This is a genomic window from Mesorhizobium sp. M0601 (genome assembly GCF_040320845.1).
GTDB lineage: Bacteria > Pseudomonadota > Alphaproteobacteria > Rhizobiales > Rhizobiaceae > Mesorhizobium.
This window is the reverse complement of the sequence record NZ_JAMYQK010000047.1, coordinates 13,371-33,727: the sequence shown is the minus strand read 5'-3', so window position 1 is coordinate 33,727 and position 20,357 is coordinate 13,371. Positions and strand designations below refer to the sequence as shown.

Genomic DNA, 20,357 nt, shown 5'->3' with positions numbered 1-20,357 from the left:
TGGTCGGGAGCAGGAACATGCGCGCATTGACGATCGCCACGCTTCTGCTGGTCGCCGTCTCGATGGCGCTCTCGCTCGCGCACGCTCTGGAATTGCCCGGCAAGTTGCGCCTCAAGGAGGCCACCTACAGATCAGTGCAGGCGATCTACTATCCCGGCTTCACGATCGGCGGGTTCGCCGAGATCGGCGGCATCATTGCACTCGCCGTCCTGCTTTACCTGACGCCCTATCCAAGCGCCCGATTCTGGTGGACCTTGGCGGCGTTTGTCTCGTTGCTGGCGGAGCACGCGACCTATTGGTTGGTCACGCACCCCGTCAATAATTTCTGGGTGCAAGACACTGCCCTGCCGAAATCCGCCGCGACGTTCTTTTCAATGTTCTCTCGAAAGCAGACCGGCGACTGGAGAGATTTGCGCAACGTCTGGGAGGCTTCGCATGTCGCCAGGGCAGGCCTGGCGATACTGAGCCTCGTCTCAATTGCTGTCGCCGCGACATTTTTTGCCGAATAGCCCCAGGGATCAAGACGGCGCCCTCGTCCGCCAATTTTGCGGCCACGAACGCTGCATCCGTCAGATCAGGGAACGGAGCCGGCGCCGTATTGTCTTAACGTCAAGCGATCCGGCCGTTCAGCGGTCGGCGCGATGCTTGTTGTGGGCGCTTTCCTGGTGCTCGCCGCGGATGATGTTGCGATCGTCGGGATCGGCAATATCCTTCGGGTCCGATCTGAGCTCGGCACCGCGCCGGAACGCCTCGCGCTCTTGCCTGGTCTTTTTCAAATCCGCTTCCGCGTCGAAATCCTTGCCGGCGTTTTTGGTGTTCTCGCGCTCTTCGATGATGCGCAATTGCTGCTCATGAGTCTTTTTTCCGGCCATCGGTGACCTCCTTCTTTTGATTTTCCGCTTTCCCAGGGTCCAAATTCGCTACAGCCCGAAAGGATAGGTCTCGGGAAGGCCTGTCCCCGCATGTTCCGGCCCAAGCGGCGTCACGGCACTGGTTTCATCGAACCAGACGAAAGCATCGAACTGGCGGGCGAGCGAGGCGTCCGCATAATGGCTGTGGAGCTCGGTTTCGGGCCGGTAGATGACGCCGATAAAGCGTTCCAGCCGGCGCTCCAGAAGCCGTTCGCGCAGCGTGTCGTCGCGCTCGAAGTCGAGCAGGAAAGGCGAGACGCCGCTGTCGTGGCAAAGCCGCTCATAGCTGTCGTTGTGGGAGGGCCGAACCGGTTTCACTTCCATGTCGCCGTCCCAGTCGGTGGCGGCGGCCACCGTCCCGGAATGCGTACTGAGCCCGATCAAGGCAACCTCGTCGCCAAAACGCTGGCGGCAGAGCTGGCCGATATTCAGTTCGTCCCTGACGATCCCCATTTCGGTATAGCGGGCATCGCCGATATGGGAATTATGTGCCCACACCACCGCCTTGGCATTCGGGCCGCGGGCCTGCAGCAGGTGCTCCAGCGTTTCGAACATGTGGGTGTCGCGCAGGTTCCAGGATTGCGCGCCGCCATAATACATGGTGCGGTAATAGCGCTCGGCGGAGGCGACCAGGCGGGCGTTCTGGGTGGCGTCGAGGAAATCGATACCGTCCTGCTGCGCATAGTCGAGCTCTCTGGAAAGCAGTTCCCGGCATTGCTCGAGCACGGCCTTCTCGCATTTCTGGTAACCGGAAGTGAGTGCGACACGGCCATAGGTGGCCGGGTCGTTCTGCCACGGCGTCAGGCAGCCATAGCGTTCGCGCGCGATCCTCGCCGCCTGCGGATCGACCCGGTCGAGATATTGCAGGACCGCCGCAATCGATCCGCCCATATTGTAGATGTCCAGGCCATAGAATCCGGCCCGCCGGGAGGATTTGCTGATCCGCTCATTACGCACTCGCATCCAGTCGACGAACGCCGCGACGTCGGTGTTGCGCCACATCCAGGTGGGAAAGCGCTGGAACGGCGGCGCGGCGCCCGGCCGCGGCGGCCGATGGCGGACATAACGGTCGATCGCCGCGGCATCGGGCCAGTCGGCCTCGACCGCGACGATGGTGAAGCCATGCTTCTCGATCAGCCTGCGAGTGATCGCGGCGCGCGCACGGTAGAACTCCGACGTGCCGTGGCTGGCTTCGCCGAGCAAGACGACGCGGCGGTCGGCAAACCGGTCGAACAGCGCACCGAAGGCCGGATCGTCGAAATCCGGAAGCGGCTCGGCGGCGGCCGCGATCATCTGCGGCAGGCTGCTCCTGCGCTGATGCCGGTGCGGAAGCTCGGCCGCTATCTGGCTGTCGCTGCCTGGCTCGCCCCAGCCTTGCTCGCCGATCAGCGGAACAAACCGCACGCCGCCGAAATCCTCTTCGGTGTAGGTTGCGGCGCCGGTACGGGTGACCTTGAGCAGGCGCTGCGAGTCGAATTCATCGCCGACCGGGATGACAAGCCGGCCGGCGACGTCGAGCTGTTCCTGCAGGGCGAGCGGTGCGCCGGGTCCGGCGGCCGCAACCAGGATCGCATCGAAGGGTGCCGCCTCTGGCCAGCCCTTGGTGCCATCGCCGGTGCGGACTTCGATATTGTCGTAGCCGAGCTTTTTGAACCGTTGCCTCGCCGTTTCAGCTAACGCGGCGTGGCGCTCGATCGTGTAGACGCGTTCGACGATCCGGCTCATTACGGCAGCCGCATAGCCTGATCCGGTGCCAACCTCGAGGACGTGGTCACCGGCTCCGATCTCCGCCATTTCGATCATGAATGCAACGATATAGGGCTGCGATATCGTCTGACCTTCGGCGATCGGCAGCGGCCCGTCCTCATAGGCGAATTCTTCGAAGCCAGGCTCGACGAAAGCCTCGCGCGGGACCTCGCGCATCGCTAGAAGGACATTGCGGTCGCGAATGCCACGGCGGCTCAGGTGGATATCGACCATTTGGTTGCGGGCATGGGAGAGATCGAGCATCTTTCTGCTCCTCCTAGGGCTTCCGCTGCAATCGCCCAAGCTGCTCAACGGCACTTCGGCCGGCTCATATCTCAGGGCCTCGGCGGTCCCCTTGGATTCAAGCAATGCGGTGCATCTTCCTAACCGTTGGCAAGCCCCGAGGTTCCCCAAAAGACCGACCCGCTTTTGTCTGGCGAGGCGCGTTGCAGGATCGACAAGCGGGCGCCGGCCGCGCCGCCCAAACTTATTTCGAGGCAAATCCTTTCTCCGACGCGACGCCACTCCAGATAACGACGGACGAGTGTATTCCGGAGGCATTTCCATGAACGACGAGGCCCGCACCACTACGCACATGACCGGCCTTGACCAGATCGATCTGATGGACCGCTACTGGCGCGCCGCGAACTACATCTCGGTTGGCCAGATCTATCTGCTCGACAATCCGCTCTTGCGCGAGCCCTTGCGGCCCGAGCACATCAAGCCGCGGCTGCTCGGCCATTGGGGCACGACGCCCGGCCTCAATTTCATCTATGTGCATCTGAACCGGATTATCCGCGAACGTGGTCTCGATGTCCTGTTCATCTGCGGTCCGGGTCACGGCGGCCCGGCAATGGTCGCGAACACCTGGCTCGAGGGCACCTACAGCGAGATCTATCCCGAGGTCGGCAGGGGCGAAGGCGGCCTGCGAAAGCTGTTCCGGCAGTTCTCGTTTCCCGGCGGAGTGCCGAGCCACGCGGCTCCGGAGACGCCCGGCTCGATCCACGAAGGCGGAGAACTCGGCTATGCACTGGTCCATGCCTTCGGCGCCGCCTTCGACAATCCGAACCTTGTCGTTGCCTGCGTCGTCGGCGACGGCGAAGCCGAGACCGGCCCGCTCGCCGCGGCCTGGCATTCCAACAAGTTCCTGAATCCGGCATCCGATGGTGCCGTCCTGCCGATCCTGCATCTCAACGGCTACAAGATCGCCAGCCCGACGATCCTCGGCCGCATGGAAGACGAGGCGTTGCGCAGCCTGTTCCTCGGCTATGGCTACGAAACCTTTTTTGTCGAAGGTCATGAACCTGCCGCGATGCATCGCGAGATGGCCCGCACGCTCGATACGGTGCTCGACCGGATCCACTCCATCCAGGAGCCCGCACGAGCCGCGGGCTGGAAGGGAGAGCGGCCGCTGTGGCCGATGATCGTGCTGCGCAGCCCAAAGGGCTGGACCGGGCCGAAAGAGGTCGACGGCAGACGAGTCGAGGATTTCTGGCGTTCGCACCAGGTGCCGGTGTCGAATGCACGCGGCGATGCGGCGCACCGCCAGATCCTGGAAGACTGGATGCGCAGTTACGAGCCGGAAAAACTGTTCGACAAAGGCGGCCATCTCCTGGCGGAGCTCGCGGCGCTTGCGCCAACAGGACCAAGACGAATGGGCGCAATCCCCTACGCCAATGGCGGCCTGCTGAAACAAGACCTGGTGCTTCCCGACTGGAAAGGCCTGGCGCTCGACGTACCGCGTCCGGGCGGTGCTGTCGGAGAGGCGACGCGGACCGTCGGAAGCTATCTTCGCGATGTGATCCGCTTGAACGCCGATGCCAGGAACTTCCGACTGATGGGACCGGACGAGACGTCCTCCAACCGCCTCGACGATGTGTTCGAAGTCACGGATCGTATCTGGATGGAGCGGATCGAGCCTTACGACGTCCATCTTTCCCGCGACGGCCGCGTCATGGAAGTGCTCAGCGAGCACCTTTGCCAAGGCTGGCTGGAGGGCTATCTGCTGACCGGCCGACACGGCCTGTTCTCGTGCTACGAGGCGTTCGTCCACATCGTCGATTCCATGGTCAACCAGCACGCCAAATGGCTGAAGACCTCCGGCGAACTTGCCTGGCGCAAGCCGATCGCCTCGCTCAACTACCTGCTGACCTCGCATGTCTGGCGACAGGATCACAACGGCTTCAGCCATCAGGACCCGGGGTTTGCCGATTTCGTCGCCAACAAGAAGGCCGACACGGTCAGGCTCTATTTCCCGCCCGACGCCAACACGCTGCTGTGGATCACCGACCATTGCCTGAAAACCTACAACCGCATCAACGTCATCGTCGCCGGCAAGCAGCCGGCGCCGCAATGGCTGTCCGCCGAGGACGCGGAAGTGCACTGCCAGGCCGGTGCCGGCATCTGGGAATGGGCCGGGACGGTTGCCAAGGGCGAAGAACCGGATGTGGTCCTGGCTTGCGCCGGCGACGTGCCGACACTGGAGACGCTTGCCGCAGCCGACATCCTGCGCTCGGGCATTCCAGACCTGAAGATCCGCGTCGTCAATGTCGTCGACCTGATGATCTTGCAGTCGAATTCCGAGCATCCGCATGGCTTTGCCGACGACAGATTCGACGCACTGTTCACCAGGGCCAAGCCGGTCATCTTCGCCTATCACGGCTACCCCTATCTCATTCACCGTCTGACCTACCGGCGCGCCAATCACGACAACATGCATGTGCACGGCTTTCGCGAGGAAGGCACGACGACGACGCCGTTCGATATGGTGGTGCTCAACCAGCTCGACCGCTATCATCTGGCACTCGCCGCGATCGCGCGCGTGCCGGGGCTGGCCGAGCGGGCGAAGGATCTTGCCGCGGCGTTGCACGGGAAATTGGCTGAGCACACGACCTATGTCCGCGAACATGGCGAGGACATGCCCGAGATCCAGAAATGGTCCTGGCCGCAGGACGGCGCGACGAGGGCCGGCGATTGATGCGACGATCGATCCTTGCGTTGAATGCCGGCTCGTCCAGCATCAAGTTCGGACTTTACGACCTTGCAGCGTCCGCCGAGCCGGATCTTGCCTCGCGCGGTTCGCTGGATCTGGGCGATGCGCCAAGACTGACCGCGAAAGCCGCCGATGGGGAGCTGCAGTGCGATCGGCCACTTGCCGCGGACGCATCAGGCGACATGGGCATCGGCCAGATGCTGCAGTGGATCGAGAACGAACTTGGCGGAAGGAAACTGATCGCCGCCGGCCACCGCATCGTCCATGGCGGACGCGTGTTCGTCGAACCTGTCCGCCTGACGCCGACAATTATCGAGGCTCTCGACAGGCTGACCCCGCTTGCGCCATTGCACCAGCCACGCAGCCTCGCACCAATCCGGGCGCTTGCCGCGCTGCGGCCCGACCTGCCGCAGGTCGGATGCTTCGACACGGCCTTCCATCGGACCATCGAGCCTCTGGTCAGCCGTTTTGCGCTGCCGCGCCGCTATGAGGCGGACGGCATCCACCGCTACGGCTTTCACGGGCTTTCCTACGAATATGTTGCCGGCCGGCTCAAGCAGATATCGCCCGATCTGGCGGCGAAAAGAACCATCGTCGCCCATCTCGGCAACGGGGCGAGCCTGTGCGCCATGCGCGACGGGCGAAGCGTCGATACGACGATGGGCTTTTCGGCGCTTGACGGCCTGGTCATGGGCACACGCTGCGGCGCCATCGACCCCGGCGTGCTTTTGTACCTGCTGCTGGAACGAGGTGTTTCGGGAGAGGCGCTGCAAGACATGCTCTATGAGGAATCCGGCCTGCTCGGCGTGTCCGGCATTTCCGGCGACATGCGCACGCTGGAGGCCAGCGACGACCGCCGGGCGCGCGAAGCGGTGGAGCTTTTCGCCTTCCGCGCCGGCAGGGAAGTTGCCGCCCTCGCCAACACGCTGGGTGGGCTGGAATGCCTGGTGTTCACCGGCGGCATCGGCGAGCACTCGGCCCCGGCCCGCAAAGCGATTTGCGGCAGGCTTGGCTGGCTCGGCGTGGCGATCGACGAGGCCGCCAACAAATCCCATGAAGCGCTCATGAACCAGACGGACAGCAAGGTCGAAGTCCGCGTCGTCGCAACCGACGAAGAAGGTGTCATCGCCCGCCACACGCGCAAGGTGATGGAGGGGCCCGGCTGAGGCGGATGGCCTCGGCTCAGCTCGAATGGCTCTGCTCGACCAGATGGTATTTGTACCGGTCGCGAATATGCGCGTTGAAGAACCGGCCCTTCGACGAGGCTTTGCGGAATGCCGCGTGGACCTGCGGCGGCACGTCCTCGTAATCATAGCGGTTTCCGCTCGGGACGAACCATACGGAGAGTACCCTCGTCGCCGGCTGGTAATCGATGCTTCTGATCGCAGTTGAAGGCATTCTCAACAGGTCCAATCCACGCCGTCGTGTGAATAACCCTGCACGGAGAGCGAGGTTCCTTCCTGCCGAAGTAGCCTTGCCGCTACGGGCCGGCTTCACCAAATACGGTTGATGCCACCGCTCAAGACATCGGCTGCAGCCCGCCAGGGCGATCTCTTTGCCGCCGCCGACGACCTGCCGGAAGGATTCCGCTACCAGCCCGAACTGATCACGCCGGACGAGGAGGCAGCGTTGGCGAGCCAGCTCGCAACCCTGCCTTTTCAGCCCTTCGACTTCTATGGCCATCTGGCAAACCGGCGGGTGGTCGGTTTTGGGCAGCGTTATGATTACGACCGGGGCGAAGTCGTCGAGGCACCGCCGATACCCGGCTTTCTGCTGCCGCTCAGGGAAAAGGTTGCAGCCTTTGCCCGCTTGCCCGCCGAAACCTTCGTGCAGGTGCTGATCAACGAGTACCGGCCGGGCGCCGGTATCGGCTGGCACCGCGACAAGCCTCATTTCGAGGCGGTCGCCGGCGTTTCGCTGCTGGCCGCCTGCAGCTTCCGCCTGCGCCGGAAAAACGGCACGCGATGGGACCGCAAGACGGTCACCGTCGATCCAGGATCGGCCTATCTGATGACGGGTGCTGCGCGCAACGAATGGGAGCACAGCATTCCGCCGGTTGCCGAGCACCGCTATTCGATCACGTTGCGCACGCTGCGGCCGCAACGCGCTTAAAGCAGAGCGGGAGCAAGCCCGAGCACTGCCCTTAAGAACTGGGCTGAAACAAATTCATCCGTCGCCATGCCGACCGGCAAACTCCGCCAGCATGGCGCGCTGGCCTTTCAGGATCTTGAGGTTGGCTTCAGGCAGGGAGAACCAGCCCGCTCTGTCGACTTCGGCAAATTCCTTCATCGAGCCGGACCTTGGCGGCCATTCCATGACGAAGGTGTTGCTGTTGATGGCGTCGCTGTCGAAATCCGCCTCGACGCACCATGCGATGACGAGCTTGCCGCCCGGCTGCCTGTAGCTGCCAAGGTGTTCGAAAACGCCATCGATGGCGACGCCTAGCTCCTCTTCGGCCTCGCGTTTTGCTGCCGCCAGGTCGTCCTCGTTCTCGTCGACCAAGCCCTTCGGGATCGACCATGCGCCGTCGTCCTTCTTCGCCCAGAATGGTCCGCCCGGATGCACCAGCAAGACCTGGAGATGTCCTTCCCTTCGGCGAAAGATGAGCAATCCTGCGCTGCGTTGGGCCATCCCGCTATTCCCCTGACGAAACTGAAACGAACGTCCGGGCCGGCATATGGAACAGCCTGCCATGGCGGAACGATTTCGGCTCGCAGCCGTTCCGTCCGTTCGACAAATGAGTGATCGACATGGCGACGCCGCGAGCTGCCTGGAAGGGCTTTATGAAAGTCGGATCGGTTTCCTGTGGCGTCAAGATCATTGGCGCCGTCAGCGAGGCCGAGAAAGTGCATTTCAGGATCCTGAACCGCAAGGACGGTCTCCCGGTCAAGAGCGCCTATCTAGACGAGGAGACCGGCGACACGGTCGAGGCGGCGGAGCAGGTAAAAGGCTATGAGGTCGAAAAGGGTGAGTTCATCCATATAGAGCCGGACGAAATCAAGAAACTGAAGATGGTATCGCAGCATACGCTCGAGATCGGCGAGTTCGTGCCCGCCGCCGAAATCGACGCACGCTACCTCGAAAAACCCTATTATCTGGTTCCGGCCGATGCGCCCTCCACGGAGGCTTTCGCGGTGATCCGGGACGCCATGGCCAGGAAGAAAGTGGCAGCCCGCTCCTGCGTCGTGCTGTACCAGCGTGGCCGAGAGGTGCTGATCCAGCCGCTTGGCAAGGGCATGGTGATGACGGAATTACGCAACCACAATGAAGTGGTCGCGGCGGACGCGGTGTTCGAAGGGCTGAAGGCTCGCAAGGTCGATCCCGAGATGCTGGAAATCGCGCAACTGCTGATCGACAAGAAGCCGGCCAAATTCGACCCGTCGAAGTTCGAAGACACTTATGAACAGGCGCTGGTTGCGATGATCGACGCCAAGCGCAAGGGCAAGAAACCGCCCAAGCCGGCACCCGAGCCGAGGACGAACGTCGTCAATCTCGCCGATGTTCTGCGCAAGAGCCTGGCGCAGGAGGGCGGCAAGGCTCCGAACAAAAGTCCGAGGGCGGCGGCGAAACGCAAATCGGCCTGAATGTCCGAAAGCAGATCGAACGGAACCGAAAACACTCGCGCGCATTTAGATGACGTAGCAATCCGTCGGCAATCCAAGCGGAGCGGGGGACTGGTGGACGTCGTTGAACTAAGGACTGGCGGAATCCCGCAAGTTTCTTCCGCCGATCTGATGCAGGCGTTGCCTGTGGCTGTCTACACCACCGACAGACAGGGCTACATCACCTTCTTCAACGAAGCCGCTGCCGATCTCTGGGGACATCGTCCGATGCTTGGCCAGGACCGCTGGTGCGGTTCATGGAAGCTTCGCCACCTTGATGGGCGACCGATGGCGCATGACGAATGTCCGATGGCCGTTGCCTTGCTGGAGGAGCGGGACGTTCGTGGGGGCCGGGCGATCGCCGAGCGGCCGGACGGCCAGTTCATCCCGTTCAGCGCGCACCCGGTCCTGCTTCGCAATGTGCGCGGTGAGGTCGTCGGCGCTATCAACACCCTGCTCGACCTGCGCACCCAGGCGCTGGCTGACGACGCCGGCATGAGGCTCGCTGCCATCGTCGAATCCTCGATGGACGCGATCGTGTCGAAAGACCTGAACGGCATTATCACCAGTTGGAACGACGCGGCACAACGCCTGTTCGGCTACACGCCCGCCGAGGCGATCGGGCGCCCGGTGACGATCCTCATCCCGCCCGACCACCTGGATGAGGAAGCCATGATCATCAGCCGCATTCGCGCCGGCGAACGGATTCCTTCATACGAGACTATCCGGCAGCGCAAGGATGGCACCCTGGTACCGGTTTCGCTCACCATCTCGCCGATACGCGACGGCATTGGGCGTATCATCGGCGCCTCCAAGATCGCGCGCGACATCAGCCCGCACAAGGAGAGCGAACGGCGCATCCGCACACTCATGCGCGAAGTGAACCACCGCGTCAAAAACCAATATTCGGTGATCGTCTCGATGATCCGCGAGACCAGCAAGCTGGCGGGGACGCCAGAGGCTTTCCTTTCACAGGTCCGGGAACGCATCATGGCGCTATCGGAATCGCACGATCTGCTGGTCGATGCCGAATGGCGTGGGGCGACTATCGGCGAACTGATCCATGCCCAGACCAAGGCCTTCGCGACACAGGCCCGTCTGTCGATGAGCGGGCCGATGATCATGCTGCAGCCGAACGCGGTGCAATATCTCGGCATTGCCTTTCACGAGCTGGCCACGAATTCGGTAAAGCACGGAGCGCTGTCGCACCATGACGGACGGGTCGAGGTCGAATGGACCGTGACGCCAGCCGCCGACGGCAGCGATGGCTTCCGCTTTGTCTGGCGGGAACTGGACGGGCCATTGGTGGATGAAAACACGCGACGCGGGTTCGGAACGGTTGTGCTCAAACGCGTCACGCCGCAGGCGCTCAGCGGCACCGGCCGCCTGGAATTCGCCAGGCACGGCATCAGCTGGACGCTGGAAGCGCCGCTACGCTTCGTGCAGATGTCGACGGCTGGCATCGCGGCTGATTGAAGGCCGCTTCACCGGCCGCGGCTTGGCGGCCGTGTGGCAGCACACTCCCCATGGAGGCAATCAGGAGGAGCAGCGATGAGTTGGCTGGGCATCTGGCAAAACCAGTACGGGTCGGTGGTCGAACTGACCAGCGAAGAGGGCGGACGGATCAACGGAACCTTCAGGACGGCGCTGGAGGACAGCGCCTTTTTCGGCATGACGTTGCCGCTGTTGGGAGCCTGCCATGGAGATGTCATCGGCTTCACTTGCGCGGCCGAAGGGCGGGTCGGAGCCGCAGCGGTGAGCTATACCGGCATTCTCAGGGATGGGAAGCTGGAGATGCTGTGGCACACCGTTGCGGATGCCGCTTTGTCGGCGGAAAAGGAAGGTGCCCCGGCCCGAGCCAGGAAACTGCCCGCCTGGCGCGCCTTTGGAACCAGCCTCGACAGTTTTGAACGCGTGTCCTGACGCGTCGCGCCCGCCGCTCGCAAGTGAGGCAGCAGGGTCCCGCGGCGCGTAGGAACTCGCACCGACGATGGCGCGTTGGTGCGCCAGGACATGCTCTGTTCGTTACGGGGTCGACCCAATGAGCGTGCTTTATCGCGCAGCGAAAATCGCCGAACAGGCTCATGCCGGGCAGACGGACAAGACAGGGCGGCCATATATCGAACATTGCCGCCGGCTCGTCGATGCCGTCGAAACGCTCGACCAGAAAGCTATCGCCTATCTTCACGACGTCATCGAAAAAGGCGACGGCTGGAACCGCGACCGGCTTGAGGCGGCCGGGTTCGGGCCGTCCATCGTGTCTGCCGTCGACGCCATGACGCGGCTGCCGAACGAGGACGATGCCGCGTTCGTTCGCAGGGCTGCGGCCAACCCGCTGGCGTTGCCTGTCAAGCGCGCCGATCTTGCCGACAATCTATGGCAGGCACGGCAGATCGGGGCCTCGACGGCGAAATACGAAGACGGCCTGCGCATCCTCAGAGAGGAGTTCGCGAGCTGACGGACCGCTGGCGGCTGTCGCCGATGTGGGTCTACTCGGTGACGTGCGGTGTGTGCCGCTTGTCTTCCGCGGGATCGGCCTCGATCCGCGCCCTGCCGGGATCGAACGCACCGTGGCGGGCGATCGCCAATGCCGGGGTGTCGGGCGTCTCGTAGGCCCACATGAAGTCTTCTGCCGACGAACCGACCGCATGAACCCGCCAATAGCTTGCCGTGCCCTTCAGCGGGCTGTGGCTCGTCGTGTTCGTCTTCTCCAGAAGGTCGAAATAGATGTCCTCGAAGGGTATGTAGAAAACAGGATCATGGCCGTCTTCATAGAGCAGCTTTGCCCGCTCGCTCGACGCAATAATGGCATCGGAGAACCGGACGGTCACGGTTCCATCGAACGGGACAATCCTGAGCGGGCCTGGGCGGGGGGCGGAATCTGCGGCTAAGGACTGCATTCGACTTCTCCGTTGACTGCGCTGCCTTTCCGAAACGTGTTGTTGCCCATCAGGGTTCCAGACCGCCGGCGCGCCGAGCCCGGATGGTGGAACGGTTCTGCAAGGTCGTCGTTGTTTCAGACCTCCGCACGCGCCATAATCGCAATGGCCGCCACTCACCGACTCAACAGCAAATGGATAACATGCTGGATCGATCGCCTACCCTTCCAAGGTCGCTTGGCGCTGCGCTGCGAAGGGAAGTGCCGCGGTTTACGGTACCCGGCAATGAAGTTTCGTGCACCACGGTCGCATCCTACAACGTGCATAAATGCGTCGGCACCGACGGCAGGTTCGATCCGGAGCGGGTCGCGGCCGTGGTTAAGGAACTCGACGCCGACATCATTGCTTTGCAGGAGGCCGACGAAAGAACCGGAAGCAGGCAGGGTTTGCTGGATCTCGCAGCGCTCGAGCGGGACAGCGACCTCGTCCCCACCCATGTCCCGGAAAACCGCCGCAGCCATGGCTGGCACGGAAATCTGATCCTGGCACGCCGCGGCGTGGTCGAAAGCGTGAACCAGATCCGGCTGCCCGGCCTCGAGCCGCGCGGTGCGGTTATCGCGGACCTGGAACTGAAGGGCGTCTCCCTCCGGATCATAGCCGCACATTTCGGCTTGCTGCGGCGGTCGCGCTCGCAGCAGGCCAACGCGCTGGTCGAAGCCACGCACCCGGTTCTGCGGCCAACAATCCTGCTCGGCGACCTCAACGAATGGCGCGTCCGCAACAGGTCTTCGCTGCTGGCCCTGCTGCCGCATTTCGGTCCGATCGATGCGGTTCTGCCGAGCTTTCCGTCGCGCTTTCCGCTGTTTGCGCTCGACCGCATCCTGGCCAGGCCGCCGCACCTGATTTCCAGCATCGAGGTGCACAAGACGCCGCTGGCGCAGCGGGCTTCCGATCATCTGCCGATCAAGGCCCGGCTGAACCTGGACGCGATACGGCAGCCGCGGCTGCAACCAGAATGAACCTGAAGGGTTGTTAGTCAGATTTCAGACGGTTTGCTTCGCTGATGTTTATCGGTGCACTTCATGGATACAGCCATCTCGCGGTTTGCCCGGGACAAGATCGCTGCCGGCAATAGCGGGCTGCTGCTGATCGCCGACAATTATGACGCGTTTGCCGCGCGAATCCTTGCCGCGCGCAGTGCCACAAGCAGCCTCGACCTGATGTACTATCTCTGGCACGACGACCATAGCGGCCGGCTGCTGATGCAGGAGGTCGTCAAGGCGGCGGAGCGCGGTGTCCGCGTCCGCATGCTGCTGGACGATATCAATCCGCGCAACAGCGACGCTGCTTACCTGGCGCTCAACAGCTACAAGAACATCGAGCTGAGGCTGTTCAACCCCAGCGGCATGAGGAACGGCAGCATCTTTCGCTCGCTGGAGATGGTCGCCCGGCTGTTTGCGATGACCCGCCGCATGCACAACAAGGCCTGGATCGCCGATGAGGGCTTGGCCATCGTCGGCGGAAGAAATATCGGCGATGCCTATTTCGACGCTGCGGAGACGAATTTTCGCGATCTCGACCTGTTGCTTCTCGGTCCTGCCGTAGGGCAGACGACGCAGATATTCGAGGCGTTCTGGAATTGCGAGGCGGCAAAGCCGATCCAGCTGCTCAACCCGGCTGCGGTGGGCTCGCGCGCCGATTTCCTCGACAATCTCGACGCGACCGCGGACGGCCAGCTTTTGAACAGCCTCAGTGCCTGGCGCACGATCACGGAGTTCATTGCAGCGCACAGCGACGTCTGCTGGACCAAAGGCGTTCGTGTCATTTCCGATCCGCCGGAAAAGGTGCGCGGCAAAAGGCGCAGGAACTGGCTGACGAAAGAGCTGCTTCCCGCTATCGCGGCGACCAGGCAGCGCCTCGAAATTGTCTCGCCCTATTTCATCCCCAGCCGCACCGGGTTGGCCATCCTGTCGAAGCTGGTGGATCGTGGCGCCGAGGTTGCAATCCTGACCAACTCGCTCGCCGCGACGGACGTCGCCGCCGTGCACGGCGCCTATGCCAAATGCCGCCGCAAGCTGCTTAAAAAAGGTATCCAGCTTTTCGAATTGCAGCCCTTCGACCGCCAGGCCAACATTTCCGTTTTCGGTTCAAAGGGAGCCAGCCTCCACACCAAGGCCTTCACGGTCGACGATACGCTCGGGTTTGTCGGCTCCTTCAATTTCGATCCGCGTTCGGTGTCGTTGAATGCGGAAATGGGCGTGCTTTTCCATGATACCAATCTGGTGATGGAGTTGCGCCGGCTGTTCGAGCACGAAAAGTCACCGCAGACGAGCTATCAGCTGGTCCTGGACAAAGGCGCCTTGCGGTGGCTCGGCATGGCGGATGGCGAGATGCGGCAATATTCGCGTGAACCGGAGGCCAGTCTCTATCGGCGCATCGTTGCAGCGCTGGTTGGGTGCCTGCCGATCGAATCGCAGTTGTAGAAGCGACGGATTTGTCGGAACGCAACTCTTTGTCGGAACGGAACTCGGGGATCACGAGTTGTAACCCGTGTCCGGAGCATGCCGATGAAGACCACGATATACAGTTTTCTTGCTGAGCTCTTGCCGTTCTGGATGGCGCATAAACGCAAAATGCGCGCGGACCGCGCCGCCGAGTGGCCGGCACGACCGGCTGCTGCGGATGACGATGTTCGGCCGTCAGGCGATCCTAATCGAGCAGCACCGGCGCGGCGGCGCAACACGTCCTAAGGGCAGAATGATCCCGCTCCAACTGTCTGGCTAGCCGCATTTCCGCGACGCCGATAATCCCATTTGGCTGCAGAAGCTCTAGCCCTTAGGGCGATCACGCTATCGTCAAGTATCGCTATTCGAAATCCGGCGTTGCCAAGCATCCATTTTGCAGCACGTACGTTAATGTGCACTACAGGTTGCCGCTATAGGTGAGCGCCATGAGTGATAGTGCGATAGAATTCTTGCAGGACTGGATCCACGAAAACGTTCATGTGCCGCCGCCTCCGATCAAGCTTGAAAGGGAGGCGGAAATCCTCGCCAGGGAATGCAAGGAAGAGGCTGCCGATGCCGGCGTACCCATCGAAGACATCGAGGAAGAGGTCGGCGACCTCAAGGACCTGCTCGTCGCCAAGCTTGAAGACGCAGCCGAGGACGAGGCCCGGCAACTCAATGGCCACGGCCAAAAGATTTCTACGCTGGCGGCCGGGCAAAAGCGGGCCGTATGAGGCCGGTCCGAGCGCAGGCAAGGCATCACGAGGTGCGCCGCTTCGGCCTATTGTCCGATCATGTCGTCGACCTCGCCATGGCACGTCTCGCAGGCGACGCCTTTAGCGATATGGATCGAATGATTGAAATAGACGAAGTCGGGGACACTGTTCACCCGCTGCCACTGCAATGGCTGCCCGGAAGCAAGGCTTGCCCGTATCGGCGCCAGCATGTCCGCGTTGGTGAACAGCTGCGAATGGCAGGTCATGCACACCTCGGTCGCCGGCAGACCCGCCGATGACGCAGTCTCGACGCCGCTATGGCAATAACGGCAGTCGAGGCCGAGCTCGCCGACATGGTGCCTGTGGCTGAACGGCACTGGTTGCGCCAACGGCCGGCCAACGCCGGTGAGGAAGTCCGAACGCAAGACGGCGGTACCGCCGAGAGCCGCAAAGATCGCCATGAAACACGCGCCCCACAGAGCGAAGCGTGAAATGCCGTTGGCGCTCCTTGAAAAGACCTGCGGCATTCCCTCGCCAATTTCGCATCCAGCAAACCGTATTCACCCCCCAAAACCCCTAACTGCGGCTGCGTGGGTAAGTTCCGGCTGGGGCAGCGGAGATCACAGAATGGTTACCCCGCCCTGGCCCATCTGGTCGGGCTGATCGGAAACCATCGAACCCTCCATACGTTCGGATGAGGTCACGTTCTGTTTCACCCGGATAAGCATCATGATCATGACCATCCCCCACCCCATCCCATTCGCCGGTCCGGCGTTGCCTTCTGGTGGACGATGTTCGTCGGCGCGCTGCTGACGATCCTCGGCCTGGTGATCGGAGGGGGTGGCGCCTGGCTGATCGCGCTGGGCGGATCCTGGTACTATCTGCCCGCCGGGATTGCCCTGCTGGCCGCCGGCAGCCTGCTGCTTGCCGGCAATGCCGCCGGTGTATGGCTTACGTCCTGACCTGGCTGGCGACCCTTGCACCCGGCAGCCACCATTTCATGGAGACCAGGATCGGCGACGCCATCATTGCCTACGCACTGCCAAAAAGCTGACGCCCGACGATGACGGCTTCGCGGGACGCTTCCATCCTGATCGTCGGCGCCGGCCCGACCGGGCTGACGGCGGCAGTCGAACTGGCAAGGCGCGGCATTGCACCTCGCGTCATCGACCGCAAGGAAGGCCCTACGCCGCTCGCCAAGGCGGTCGGCATCAGTTCGCATAGCCTGGACGTCCTTGAACCGTCCAAAGTCGCTGCCCGGTTGCTCGCCGAGGGATTGAAAATTCGTCGAGCCCGTTTCTACTTCGAAGGACGAGCACTCGGCGAGATCGATTTCTCGATCCTGCCGCACCGCCATAATTTTCTGCTGTCATTGCCGCAGCGCGACACCGAATCGCTGATGACCGACACGCTCAAGGGATTCGGCGTCGACGTCGAATGGCGAAGCACATTTGTCAGGATGGCCGAGCACAAAGGCCGGGCCGAGGTGCGGATCGAGGCGCCAGACGGCCGTGACGAGGCAAGTTTCGACCTTGTCTTCGGAGCCGACGGTGCGCAAAGCACGGTGCGTGATGCCATCGGCATCGGCTTCGATGGCTACACGCATCGGCGGCAATGGAGCATTGCCGACGCCGACATCGACGATTGGCCCTATGAGCCGATGGCCGCCCACGCATTTCTTCACAGGAACGGCGACGTCGGTTTTATCATCCCGATCGGCGAGAAGCGCTATCGCGCGGTTTCAAACAGCGAGGATGCGTTGGCGCGCATCCCCGGCAATTACCGGATCACGCGGTTGTTGCGGGCCGACCGCTTCCATATTCCGGTACGACAGGCGCCGCGCTATCAAACCGCATGCGCCTTCCTGGGAGGCGATGCCGCGCATGTGCATTCGCCGCTGGGCGCGCGCGGCATGAATCTCGGCATCGAGGACGCCGCGTCATTCGCCAGGCGTTTCGTCGACGGCACGCTTGCCGGCTACACAAGCGAACGCCACCCGGTAGGGCAACGGTGGATCACGCTCAGCGAGCGCATCCTGTCGCTGGCCCAATCGGACAACGGCATCATGCAAGGCGTCAGGAACGCGGCCTTCAGCGTCGTCGGCCATCTGCCGCTGCTGCAACGGCCGCTGCTGGAGCGTGTCGCCGGGCTCAAGGAATGACGTGGTCGCATAAACCTTTTCGCCGGACATGCGTTGTTGGGTTTCAAGCCAGGGAGATGACCATGCAGATGAAATCGGAAGTCGCCGGCGAGGCCGCCAAGCAACGGCACATCCAGCGCCGGATCGACGAGAAGGACAAGTCCAAATCCAATGGCAGGCAAAAAGGCGCCATGCAGGCCGGTGCCCGCAAATATCCCGAGCCGCCCTTCCCCGAGCAGCACCAGCCGAAGCCGGGGCATGAATGGGCGATCGAGCCGGCGCCGCTTTACGATGCGCCGTACTATATCGGATCGAAAAAGCTCGACGGCAAAGTGGCCGTCATTACCGGCGGCGATTCAGGCATCGGCCGTGCGGTGGCCGTGCTCTATGCGCGTGAAGGCGCCGATGTGGCGATCGTCTATCTCTCGGAGGATAGGGACGCCAGAGATACCAAAAGGGCCGTCGAAGCGGAAGGCCGGCGCTGCATCCTGATCAAGGCGGACGTCAGCGCCCGCAACCACTGCCACAACGCGGTGGCTGAGATCGTGCAGGAGTTTGGGCGGATCGACGTGCTGGTCAACAACGCCGCTTTCCAGATCCACTCCAGCGATTTCAGCGAGCTGACCGAGGAGCATTTCGACACGACGCTGAAGACCAACCTCTACGGCTATTTCCACATGGCGCAGGAGGCCGTGCCGCACATGAAACCCGGTTCGGCGATCATCAATACCGGTTCAGTGACCGGCATCGAGGGCTCGAAGCAACTGGTCGATTACTCCATGACCAAGGGCGGCATTCATGCCTTCACCCGCGCGCTCTCGGGCAACCTTGTCGAGAAGGGCATAAGGGTCAACGCCGTGGCGCCAGGCCCGGTTTGGACGCCGCTCAACCCCTCGGACAAGGAAGCCGGCGACGTTTCGAAATTTGGCGCCGATACGCCGATGAAACGGCCGGCCCAGCCGGAGGAGATCGCGCCGGCCTACGTGTTCCTCGCTTCGCCGCACTGCTCGAGCTACATCACCGGCGAAATATTGCCGATCGTGGGCGGCTATTGACGGCATGTATTTCATTGCCCTGGCCACTGATTATGACGGCACGCTGGCGCATGAAGGGGTCGTTGCCGAGAAGACGCTTGCGGCGCTTGAACGGTTCAAGAAGAGCGGCCGCAAACTCATTCTCGTCACCGGGCGCGAGCTGCCCGACCTCAAGCGCGTCTTTCCCGAAGTCGCGATTTTCGACAAGGTGGTCGCCGAAAACGGCGCGCTGATCTACACGCCGGCCAGCGAGGAGGAGCGGACGATATCTCCGCCGCCCGCCCCCGAGTTCATCGCCAAACTCAGGAAACGCGGTGTCAAACCGCTTTCGGTCGGACGCTCGATCGTCGCAACCTGGGAACCGCATCAGGCTACCGCGCTCGAGGTCATCAAGAAATTGGGGCTGGAGCTGGAAATCATCTTCAACAAGGGCGCGGTGATGATCCTGCCCAGCGGCATCAACAAGGCGACCGGGCTGACAGCTGCGCTTCAGGACCTCAGACTGTCGCCGCACAACGTCGTCGGTGTCGGCGACGCCGAAAACGACCACGCCTTCCTGCGCGCCTGCGGCTTCAGCGTGGCCGTCGACAACGCACTGCCGGCAGTCAAGGATACGGCGGATCTCGTGACACGCGGCGCGCGCGGAAAAGGCGTCGAGGAACTGATCGCCAAGGTGGTGGAGCGCGATCGCGAGCTTGTGCCGAGCCGCGACGGCATTGTGCTTGGCTCGGAGAATGGCAAGGAGGTGTATCTGTCGCCAACCGATACGGTGCTGATCGCCGGCAGCTCCGGCATCGGCAAATCGACCCTGGCGACCGCACTGACGGAGCGCTTCGTCGAGAGAAAGTTCCAGTTCTGCATCTTCGATCCGGAAGGCGACTATGACGGCCTCGAAGGCGCCGTCCGGCTGGGCGACGGCTCGAACGCGCCGACGAAGACGCAACTGCTCGATCTCCTGGAGAAGCCGGACAACAATCTGGTCGTCAATGGCCTGGCGCTGCGCGTCAACGAGCGGCCGGACTTCTTTGCCGACCTGCTGCCGGGCCTTGGCGGTGTTCGCTTCCGCACGGCACGACCACACTGGCTGATCATCGACGAGGCGCATCACCTCTTGCCGAAGCGGCGCGACGACACGCCAATGGTGCTGGCCATGGAATTGCCGGGCACGATCCTGATCACGGTTCATCCGGACGCGATCTCAACCGAGGCATTGCGGCTGGTCACCGCCGTCATCGCACTCGGCCCCAAGGCAAAAAAGGTCATCAAGACGTTCTGCCGCGAGACCGGCACCGAACCGCCAAAGGACAAGGACCTGAACTCTCCAAAAGACCAGCGCGTGCTGTTCTGGCGGCCGCAGGCGCGCAAGAAACCTGCCATGGTCGAGCCGATCGAGCCGCGGCAGTCGCTCAAGCGCCACAGCCGCAAATATGCCGAGGGCCAGCTCGACGAGAAGGGCAGCTTCTATTTCCGCGGCCCCGACAATGCGATGAACCTCCGCGCCCATAATCTGATGATTTTCGCCCAGATCGCCGAGGGTATCGACGACAGGACCTGGGAACATCATCTGCGCGCCGGCGACTATTCCGAATGGTTTCGCCACCAGATCAGGGACAAGGAACTGGCGCGCGAGACCGCTGAAGCGGAGAAAGACGGCAGACTTTCGGCGCAGGAGAGCCGCAACCACATCCTGGACGCAGTGCGCCGCCGCTATACCGCGCCCGCCACCGCGCCAAAGGAATAGCTGCAACGCCGCCCCGCCGTGGAACCTCATCCGCCAAACGAGATTGTGTTCTATCGGGCGCCAGATCTATTCAATGCTGAATAATTGCCCGA

At 62.6% G+C, this 20,357-nt stretch carries 20 protein-coding genes and 1 pseudogene; 15 read left to right on the top strand and 6 right to left on the bottom strand.

The features are described from left to right. Positions 1-17: 17 nt before the first annotated feature. Complete coding sequence (locus NKI41_RS28665) at positions 18-509, top strand: DUF1772 domain-containing protein (RefSeq protein WP_352686099.1); 492 nt, start codon at positions 18-20, stop codon at positions 507-509. 117 nt (positions 510-626) lie between these two features. Here the strand turns inward: NKI41_RS28665 and NKI41_RS28660 are convergent, their stop codons facing one another. After that, positions 627-872 (bottom strand): hypothetical protein, encoded by a 246-nt coding sequence (locus NKI41_RS28660; RefSeq protein WP_023720508.1) that lies wholly within the window; start codon positions 870-872, stop codon positions 627-629. Positions 873-920: 48 nt separating this feature from the next. Beyond that, positions 921-2,921 carry a protein-L-isoaspartate(D-aspartate) O-methyltransferase gene (locus NKI41_RS28655; RefSeq protein WP_352686097.1) on the bottom strand — a complete coding sequence of 667 codons (2,001 nt, stop codon included), beginning with the start codon at positions 2,919-2,921 and terminating at the stop codon, positions 921-923. A gap of 301 nt (positions 2,922-3,222) precedes the next feature. Here NKI41_RS28655 and NKI41_RS28650 point away from each other — a divergent pair, with 301 nt between their 5' ends. Beyond that, positions 3,223-5,634: a phosphoketolase family protein gene (locus tag NKI41_RS28650; protein WP_352686095.1), complete on the top strand. Its 2,412-nt coding sequence runs from the start codon at positions 3,223-3,225 to the stop codon at positions 5,632-5,634. Continuing rightward, on the top strand, positions 5,634-6,815 hold the full coding sequence (locus NKI41_RS28645) for an acetate/propionate family kinase (RefSeq protein WP_352473054.1): 1,182 nt from the start codon (positions 5,634-5,636) through the stop codon (positions 6,813-6,815). Before NKI41_RS28650 ends, NKI41_RS28645 begins: the two co-directional genes overlap by 1 nt. Positions 6,816-6,831: 16 nt before the next feature. On the opposite strand, the gene NKI41_RS28640 is transcribed toward NKI41_RS28645, so the two are convergent. Further along, positions 6,832-7,047, bottom strand: coding sequence for a KTSC domain-containing protein (locus tag NKI41_RS28640; RefSeq protein WP_352473055.1), 216 nt, complete (start codon positions 7,045-7,047; stop codon positions 6,832-6,834). Positions 7,048-7,158: 111 nt separating this feature from the next. On the opposite strand from NKI41_RS28640, the gene NKI41_RS28635 reads away from it, so the two are divergent. Beyond that, complete coding sequence (locus tag NKI41_RS28635; RefSeq protein ID WP_352686093.1) at positions 7,159-7,761, top strand: alpha-ketoglutarate-dependent dioxygenase AlkB; 603 nt, start codon at positions 7,159-7,161, stop codon at positions 7,759-7,761. A gap of 54 nt (positions 7,762-7,815) precedes the next feature. On the opposite strand, the gene NKI41_RS28630 is transcribed toward NKI41_RS28635, so the two are convergent. Continuing rightward, a complete protein-coding gene (locus NKI41_RS28630; protein WP_352501155.1) occupies positions 7,816-8,280 on the bottom strand; it encodes an NUDIX hydrolase in 465 nt (154 codons plus the stop codon). A gap of 119 nt (positions 8,281-8,399) precedes the next feature. Here NKI41_RS28630 and ku point away from each other — a divergent pair, with 119 nt between their 5' ends. From ku to NKI41_RS28610, 4 genes are all read left to right on the top strand, one after another. After that, positions 8,400-9,233, top strand: coding sequence for a non-homologous end joining protein Ku (ku, locus tag NKI41_RS28625; protein WP_352686091.1), 834 nt, complete (start codon positions 8,400-8,402; stop codon positions 9,231-9,233). 150 nt (positions 9,234-9,383) lie between these two features. Beyond that, on the top strand, positions 9,384-10,727 hold the full coding sequence (locus tag NKI41_RS28620) for a PAS domain-containing HWE histidine kinase family protein (RefSeq protein ID WP_352686108.1): 1,344 nt from the start codon (positions 9,384-9,386) through the stop codon (positions 10,725-10,727). A gap of 75 nt (positions 10,728-10,802) precedes the next feature. Then, the gene (locus NKI41_RS28615; RefSeq protein WP_352473062.1) at positions 10,803-11,174 is read left to right on the top strand and encodes an avidin/streptavidin family protein; all 372 of its coding nucleotides are present in this window, start codon (positions 10,803-10,805) and stop codon (positions 11,172-11,174) included. Between the two features lie 118 nt (positions 11,175-11,292). Next, the gene (locus tag NKI41_RS28610; protein ID WP_352473064.1) at positions 11,293-11,709 is read left to right on the top strand and encodes an HD domain-containing protein; all 417 of its coding nucleotides are present in this window, start codon (positions 11,293-11,295) and stop codon (positions 11,707-11,709) included. A gap of 31 nt (positions 11,710-11,740) precedes the next feature. Here the strand turns inward: NKI41_RS28610 and NKI41_RS28605 are convergent, their stop codons facing one another. Next, complete coding sequence (locus NKI41_RS28605) at positions 11,741-12,151, bottom strand: DUF427 domain-containing protein (protein WP_352769276.1); 411 nt, start codon at positions 12,149-12,151, stop codon at positions 11,741-11,743. 182 nt (positions 12,152-12,333) lie between these two features. Between NKI41_RS28605 and NKI41_RS28600 the strand changes: the two genes are divergently transcribed. The 3 genes from NKI41_RS28600 (at position 12,334) to NKI41_RS28590 (ending at position 15,368) form a co-directional block, all read left to right on the top strand. Beyond that, positions 12,334-13,149, top strand: coding sequence for an endonuclease/exonuclease/phosphatase family protein (locus NKI41_RS28600; RefSeq protein WP_502901253.1), 816 nt, complete (start codon positions 12,334-12,336; stop codon positions 13,147-13,149). Between the two features lie 63 nt (positions 13,150-13,212). Then, entirely contained in the window at positions 13,213-14,613 is a 1,401-nt protein-coding gene (locus NKI41_RS28595; RefSeq protein ID WP_352686085.1) for a phospholipase D family protein, read from the top strand. 467 nt (positions 14,614-15,080) lie between these two features. Next, positions 15,081-15,368 (top strand): hypothetical protein, encoded by a 288-nt coding sequence (locus NKI41_RS28590; RefSeq protein ID WP_352449563.1) that lies wholly within the window; start codon positions 15,081-15,083, stop codon positions 15,366-15,368. A gap of 59 nt (positions 15,369-15,427) precedes the next feature. Here NKI41_RS28590 and NKI41_RS28585 read toward each other — a convergent pair. Next, positions 15,428-15,877: pseudogene (locus tag NKI41_RS28585) on the bottom strand (cytochrome c3 family protein); the annotation flags it as partial. A gap of 264 nt (positions 15,878-16,141) precedes the next feature. On the opposite strand from NKI41_RS28585, the gene NKI41_RS28580 reads away from it, so the two are divergent. The 4 genes from NKI41_RS28580 to NKI41_RS28565 all read left to right on the top strand — a co-directional run bounded on the left by NKI41_RS28580 (position 16,142) and on the right by NKI41_RS28565 (position 20,265). Continuing rightward, a complete protein-coding gene (locus NKI41_RS28580; RefSeq protein ID WP_352686083.1) occupies positions 16,142-16,312 on the top strand; it encodes a hypothetical protein in 171 nt (56 codons plus the stop codon). A 101-nt stretch (positions 16,313-16,413) separates the two neighbouring features. Continuing rightward, complete coding sequence (locus NKI41_RS28575) at positions 16,414-17,511, top strand: FAD-dependent oxidoreductase (RefSeq protein WP_352686081.1); 1,098 nt, start codon at positions 16,414-16,416, stop codon at positions 17,509-17,511. A gap of 62 nt (positions 17,512-17,573) precedes the next feature. Further along, positions 17,574-18,545, top strand: coding sequence for an SDR family oxidoreductase (locus NKI41_RS28570; protein WP_352686079.1), 972 nt, complete (start codon positions 17,574-17,576; stop codon positions 18,543-18,545). Between the two features lie 4 nt (positions 18,546-18,549). After that, on the top strand, positions 18,550-20,265 hold the full coding sequence (locus NKI41_RS28565) for an HAD family hydrolase (protein WP_352686077.1): 1,716 nt from the start codon (positions 18,550-18,552) through the stop codon (positions 20,263-20,265). Positions 20,266-20,357 lie beyond the last annotated feature (92 nt).

Coding starts and splice junctions, on each gene's coding strand:
- NKI41_RS28665 (WP_352686099.1), top strand. CDS start 18: ATGCGCGCATTGACGATCGCCACGCTTCTGCTGGTCGCCGTCTCGATG.
- NKI41_RS28660 (WP_023720508.1), bottom strand. CDS start 872: ATGGCCGGAAAAAAGACTCATGAGCAGCAATTGCGCATCATCGAAGAG.
- NKI41_RS28655 (WP_352686097.1), bottom strand. CDS start 2,921: ATGCTCGATCTCTCCCATGCCCGCAACCAAATGGTCGATATCCACCTG.
- NKI41_RS28650 (WP_352686095.1), top strand. CDS start 3,223: ATGAACGACGAGGCCCGCACCACTACGCACATGACCGGCCTTGACCAG.
- NKI41_RS28645 (WP_352473054.1), top strand. CDS start 5,634: ATGCGACGATCGATCCTTGCGTTGAATGCCGGCTCGTCCAGCATCAAG.
- NKI41_RS28640 (WP_352473055.1), bottom strand. CDS start 7,047: ATGCCTTCAACTGCGATCAGAAGCATCGATTACCAGCCGGCGACGAGG.
- NKI41_RS28635 (WP_352686093.1), top strand. CDS start 7,159: ATGCCACCGCTCAAGACATCGGCTGCAGCCCGCCAGGGCGATCTCTTT.
- NKI41_RS28630 (WP_352501155.1), bottom strand. CDS start 8,280: ATGGCCCAACGCAGCGCAGGATTGCTCATCTTTCGCCGAAGGGAAGGA.
- ku (WP_352686091.1), top strand. CDS start 8,400: ATGGCGACGCCGCGAGCTGCCTGGAAGGGCTTTATGAAAGTCGGATCG.
- NKI41_RS28620 (WP_352686108.1), top strand. CDS start 9,384: ATGCAGGCGTTGCCTGTGGCTGTCTACACCACCGACAGACAGGGCTAC.
- NKI41_RS28615 (WP_352473062.1), top strand. CDS start 10,803: ATGAGTTGGCTGGGCATCTGGCAAAACCAGTACGGGTCGGTGGTCGAA.
- NKI41_RS28610 (WP_352473064.1), top strand. CDS start 11,293: ATGAGCGTGCTTTATCGCGCAGCGAAAATCGCCGAACAGGCTCATGCC.
- NKI41_RS28605 (WP_352769276.1), bottom strand. CDS start 12,151: ATGCAGTCCTTAGCCGCAGATTCCGCCCCCCGCCCAGGCCCGCTCAGG.
- NKI41_RS28600 (WP_502901253.1), top strand. CDS start 12,334: ATGCTGGATCGATCGCCTACCCTTCCAAGGTCGCTTGGCGCTGCGCTG.
- NKI41_RS28595 (WP_352686085.1), top strand. CDS start 13,213: ATGGATACAGCCATCTCGCGGTTTGCCCGGGACAAGATCGCTGCCGGC.
- NKI41_RS28590 (WP_352449563.1), top strand. CDS start 15,081: ATGAGTGATAGTGCGATAGAATTCTTGCAGGACTGGATCCACGAAAAC.
- NKI41_RS28580 (WP_352686083.1), top strand. CDS start 16,142: ATGTTCGTCGGCGCGCTGCTGACGATCCTCGGCCTGGTGATCGGAGGG.
- NKI41_RS28575 (WP_352686081.1), top strand. CDS start 16,414: ATGACGGCTTCGCGGGACGCTTCCATCCTGATCGTCGGCGCCGGCCCG.
- NKI41_RS28570 (WP_352686079.1), top strand. CDS start 17,574: ATGCAGATGAAATCGGAAGTCGCCGGCGAGGCCGCCAAGCAACGGCAC.
- NKI41_RS28565 (WP_352686077.1), top strand. CDS start 18,550: ATGTATTTCATTGCCCTGGCCACTGATTATGACGGCACGCTGGCGCAT.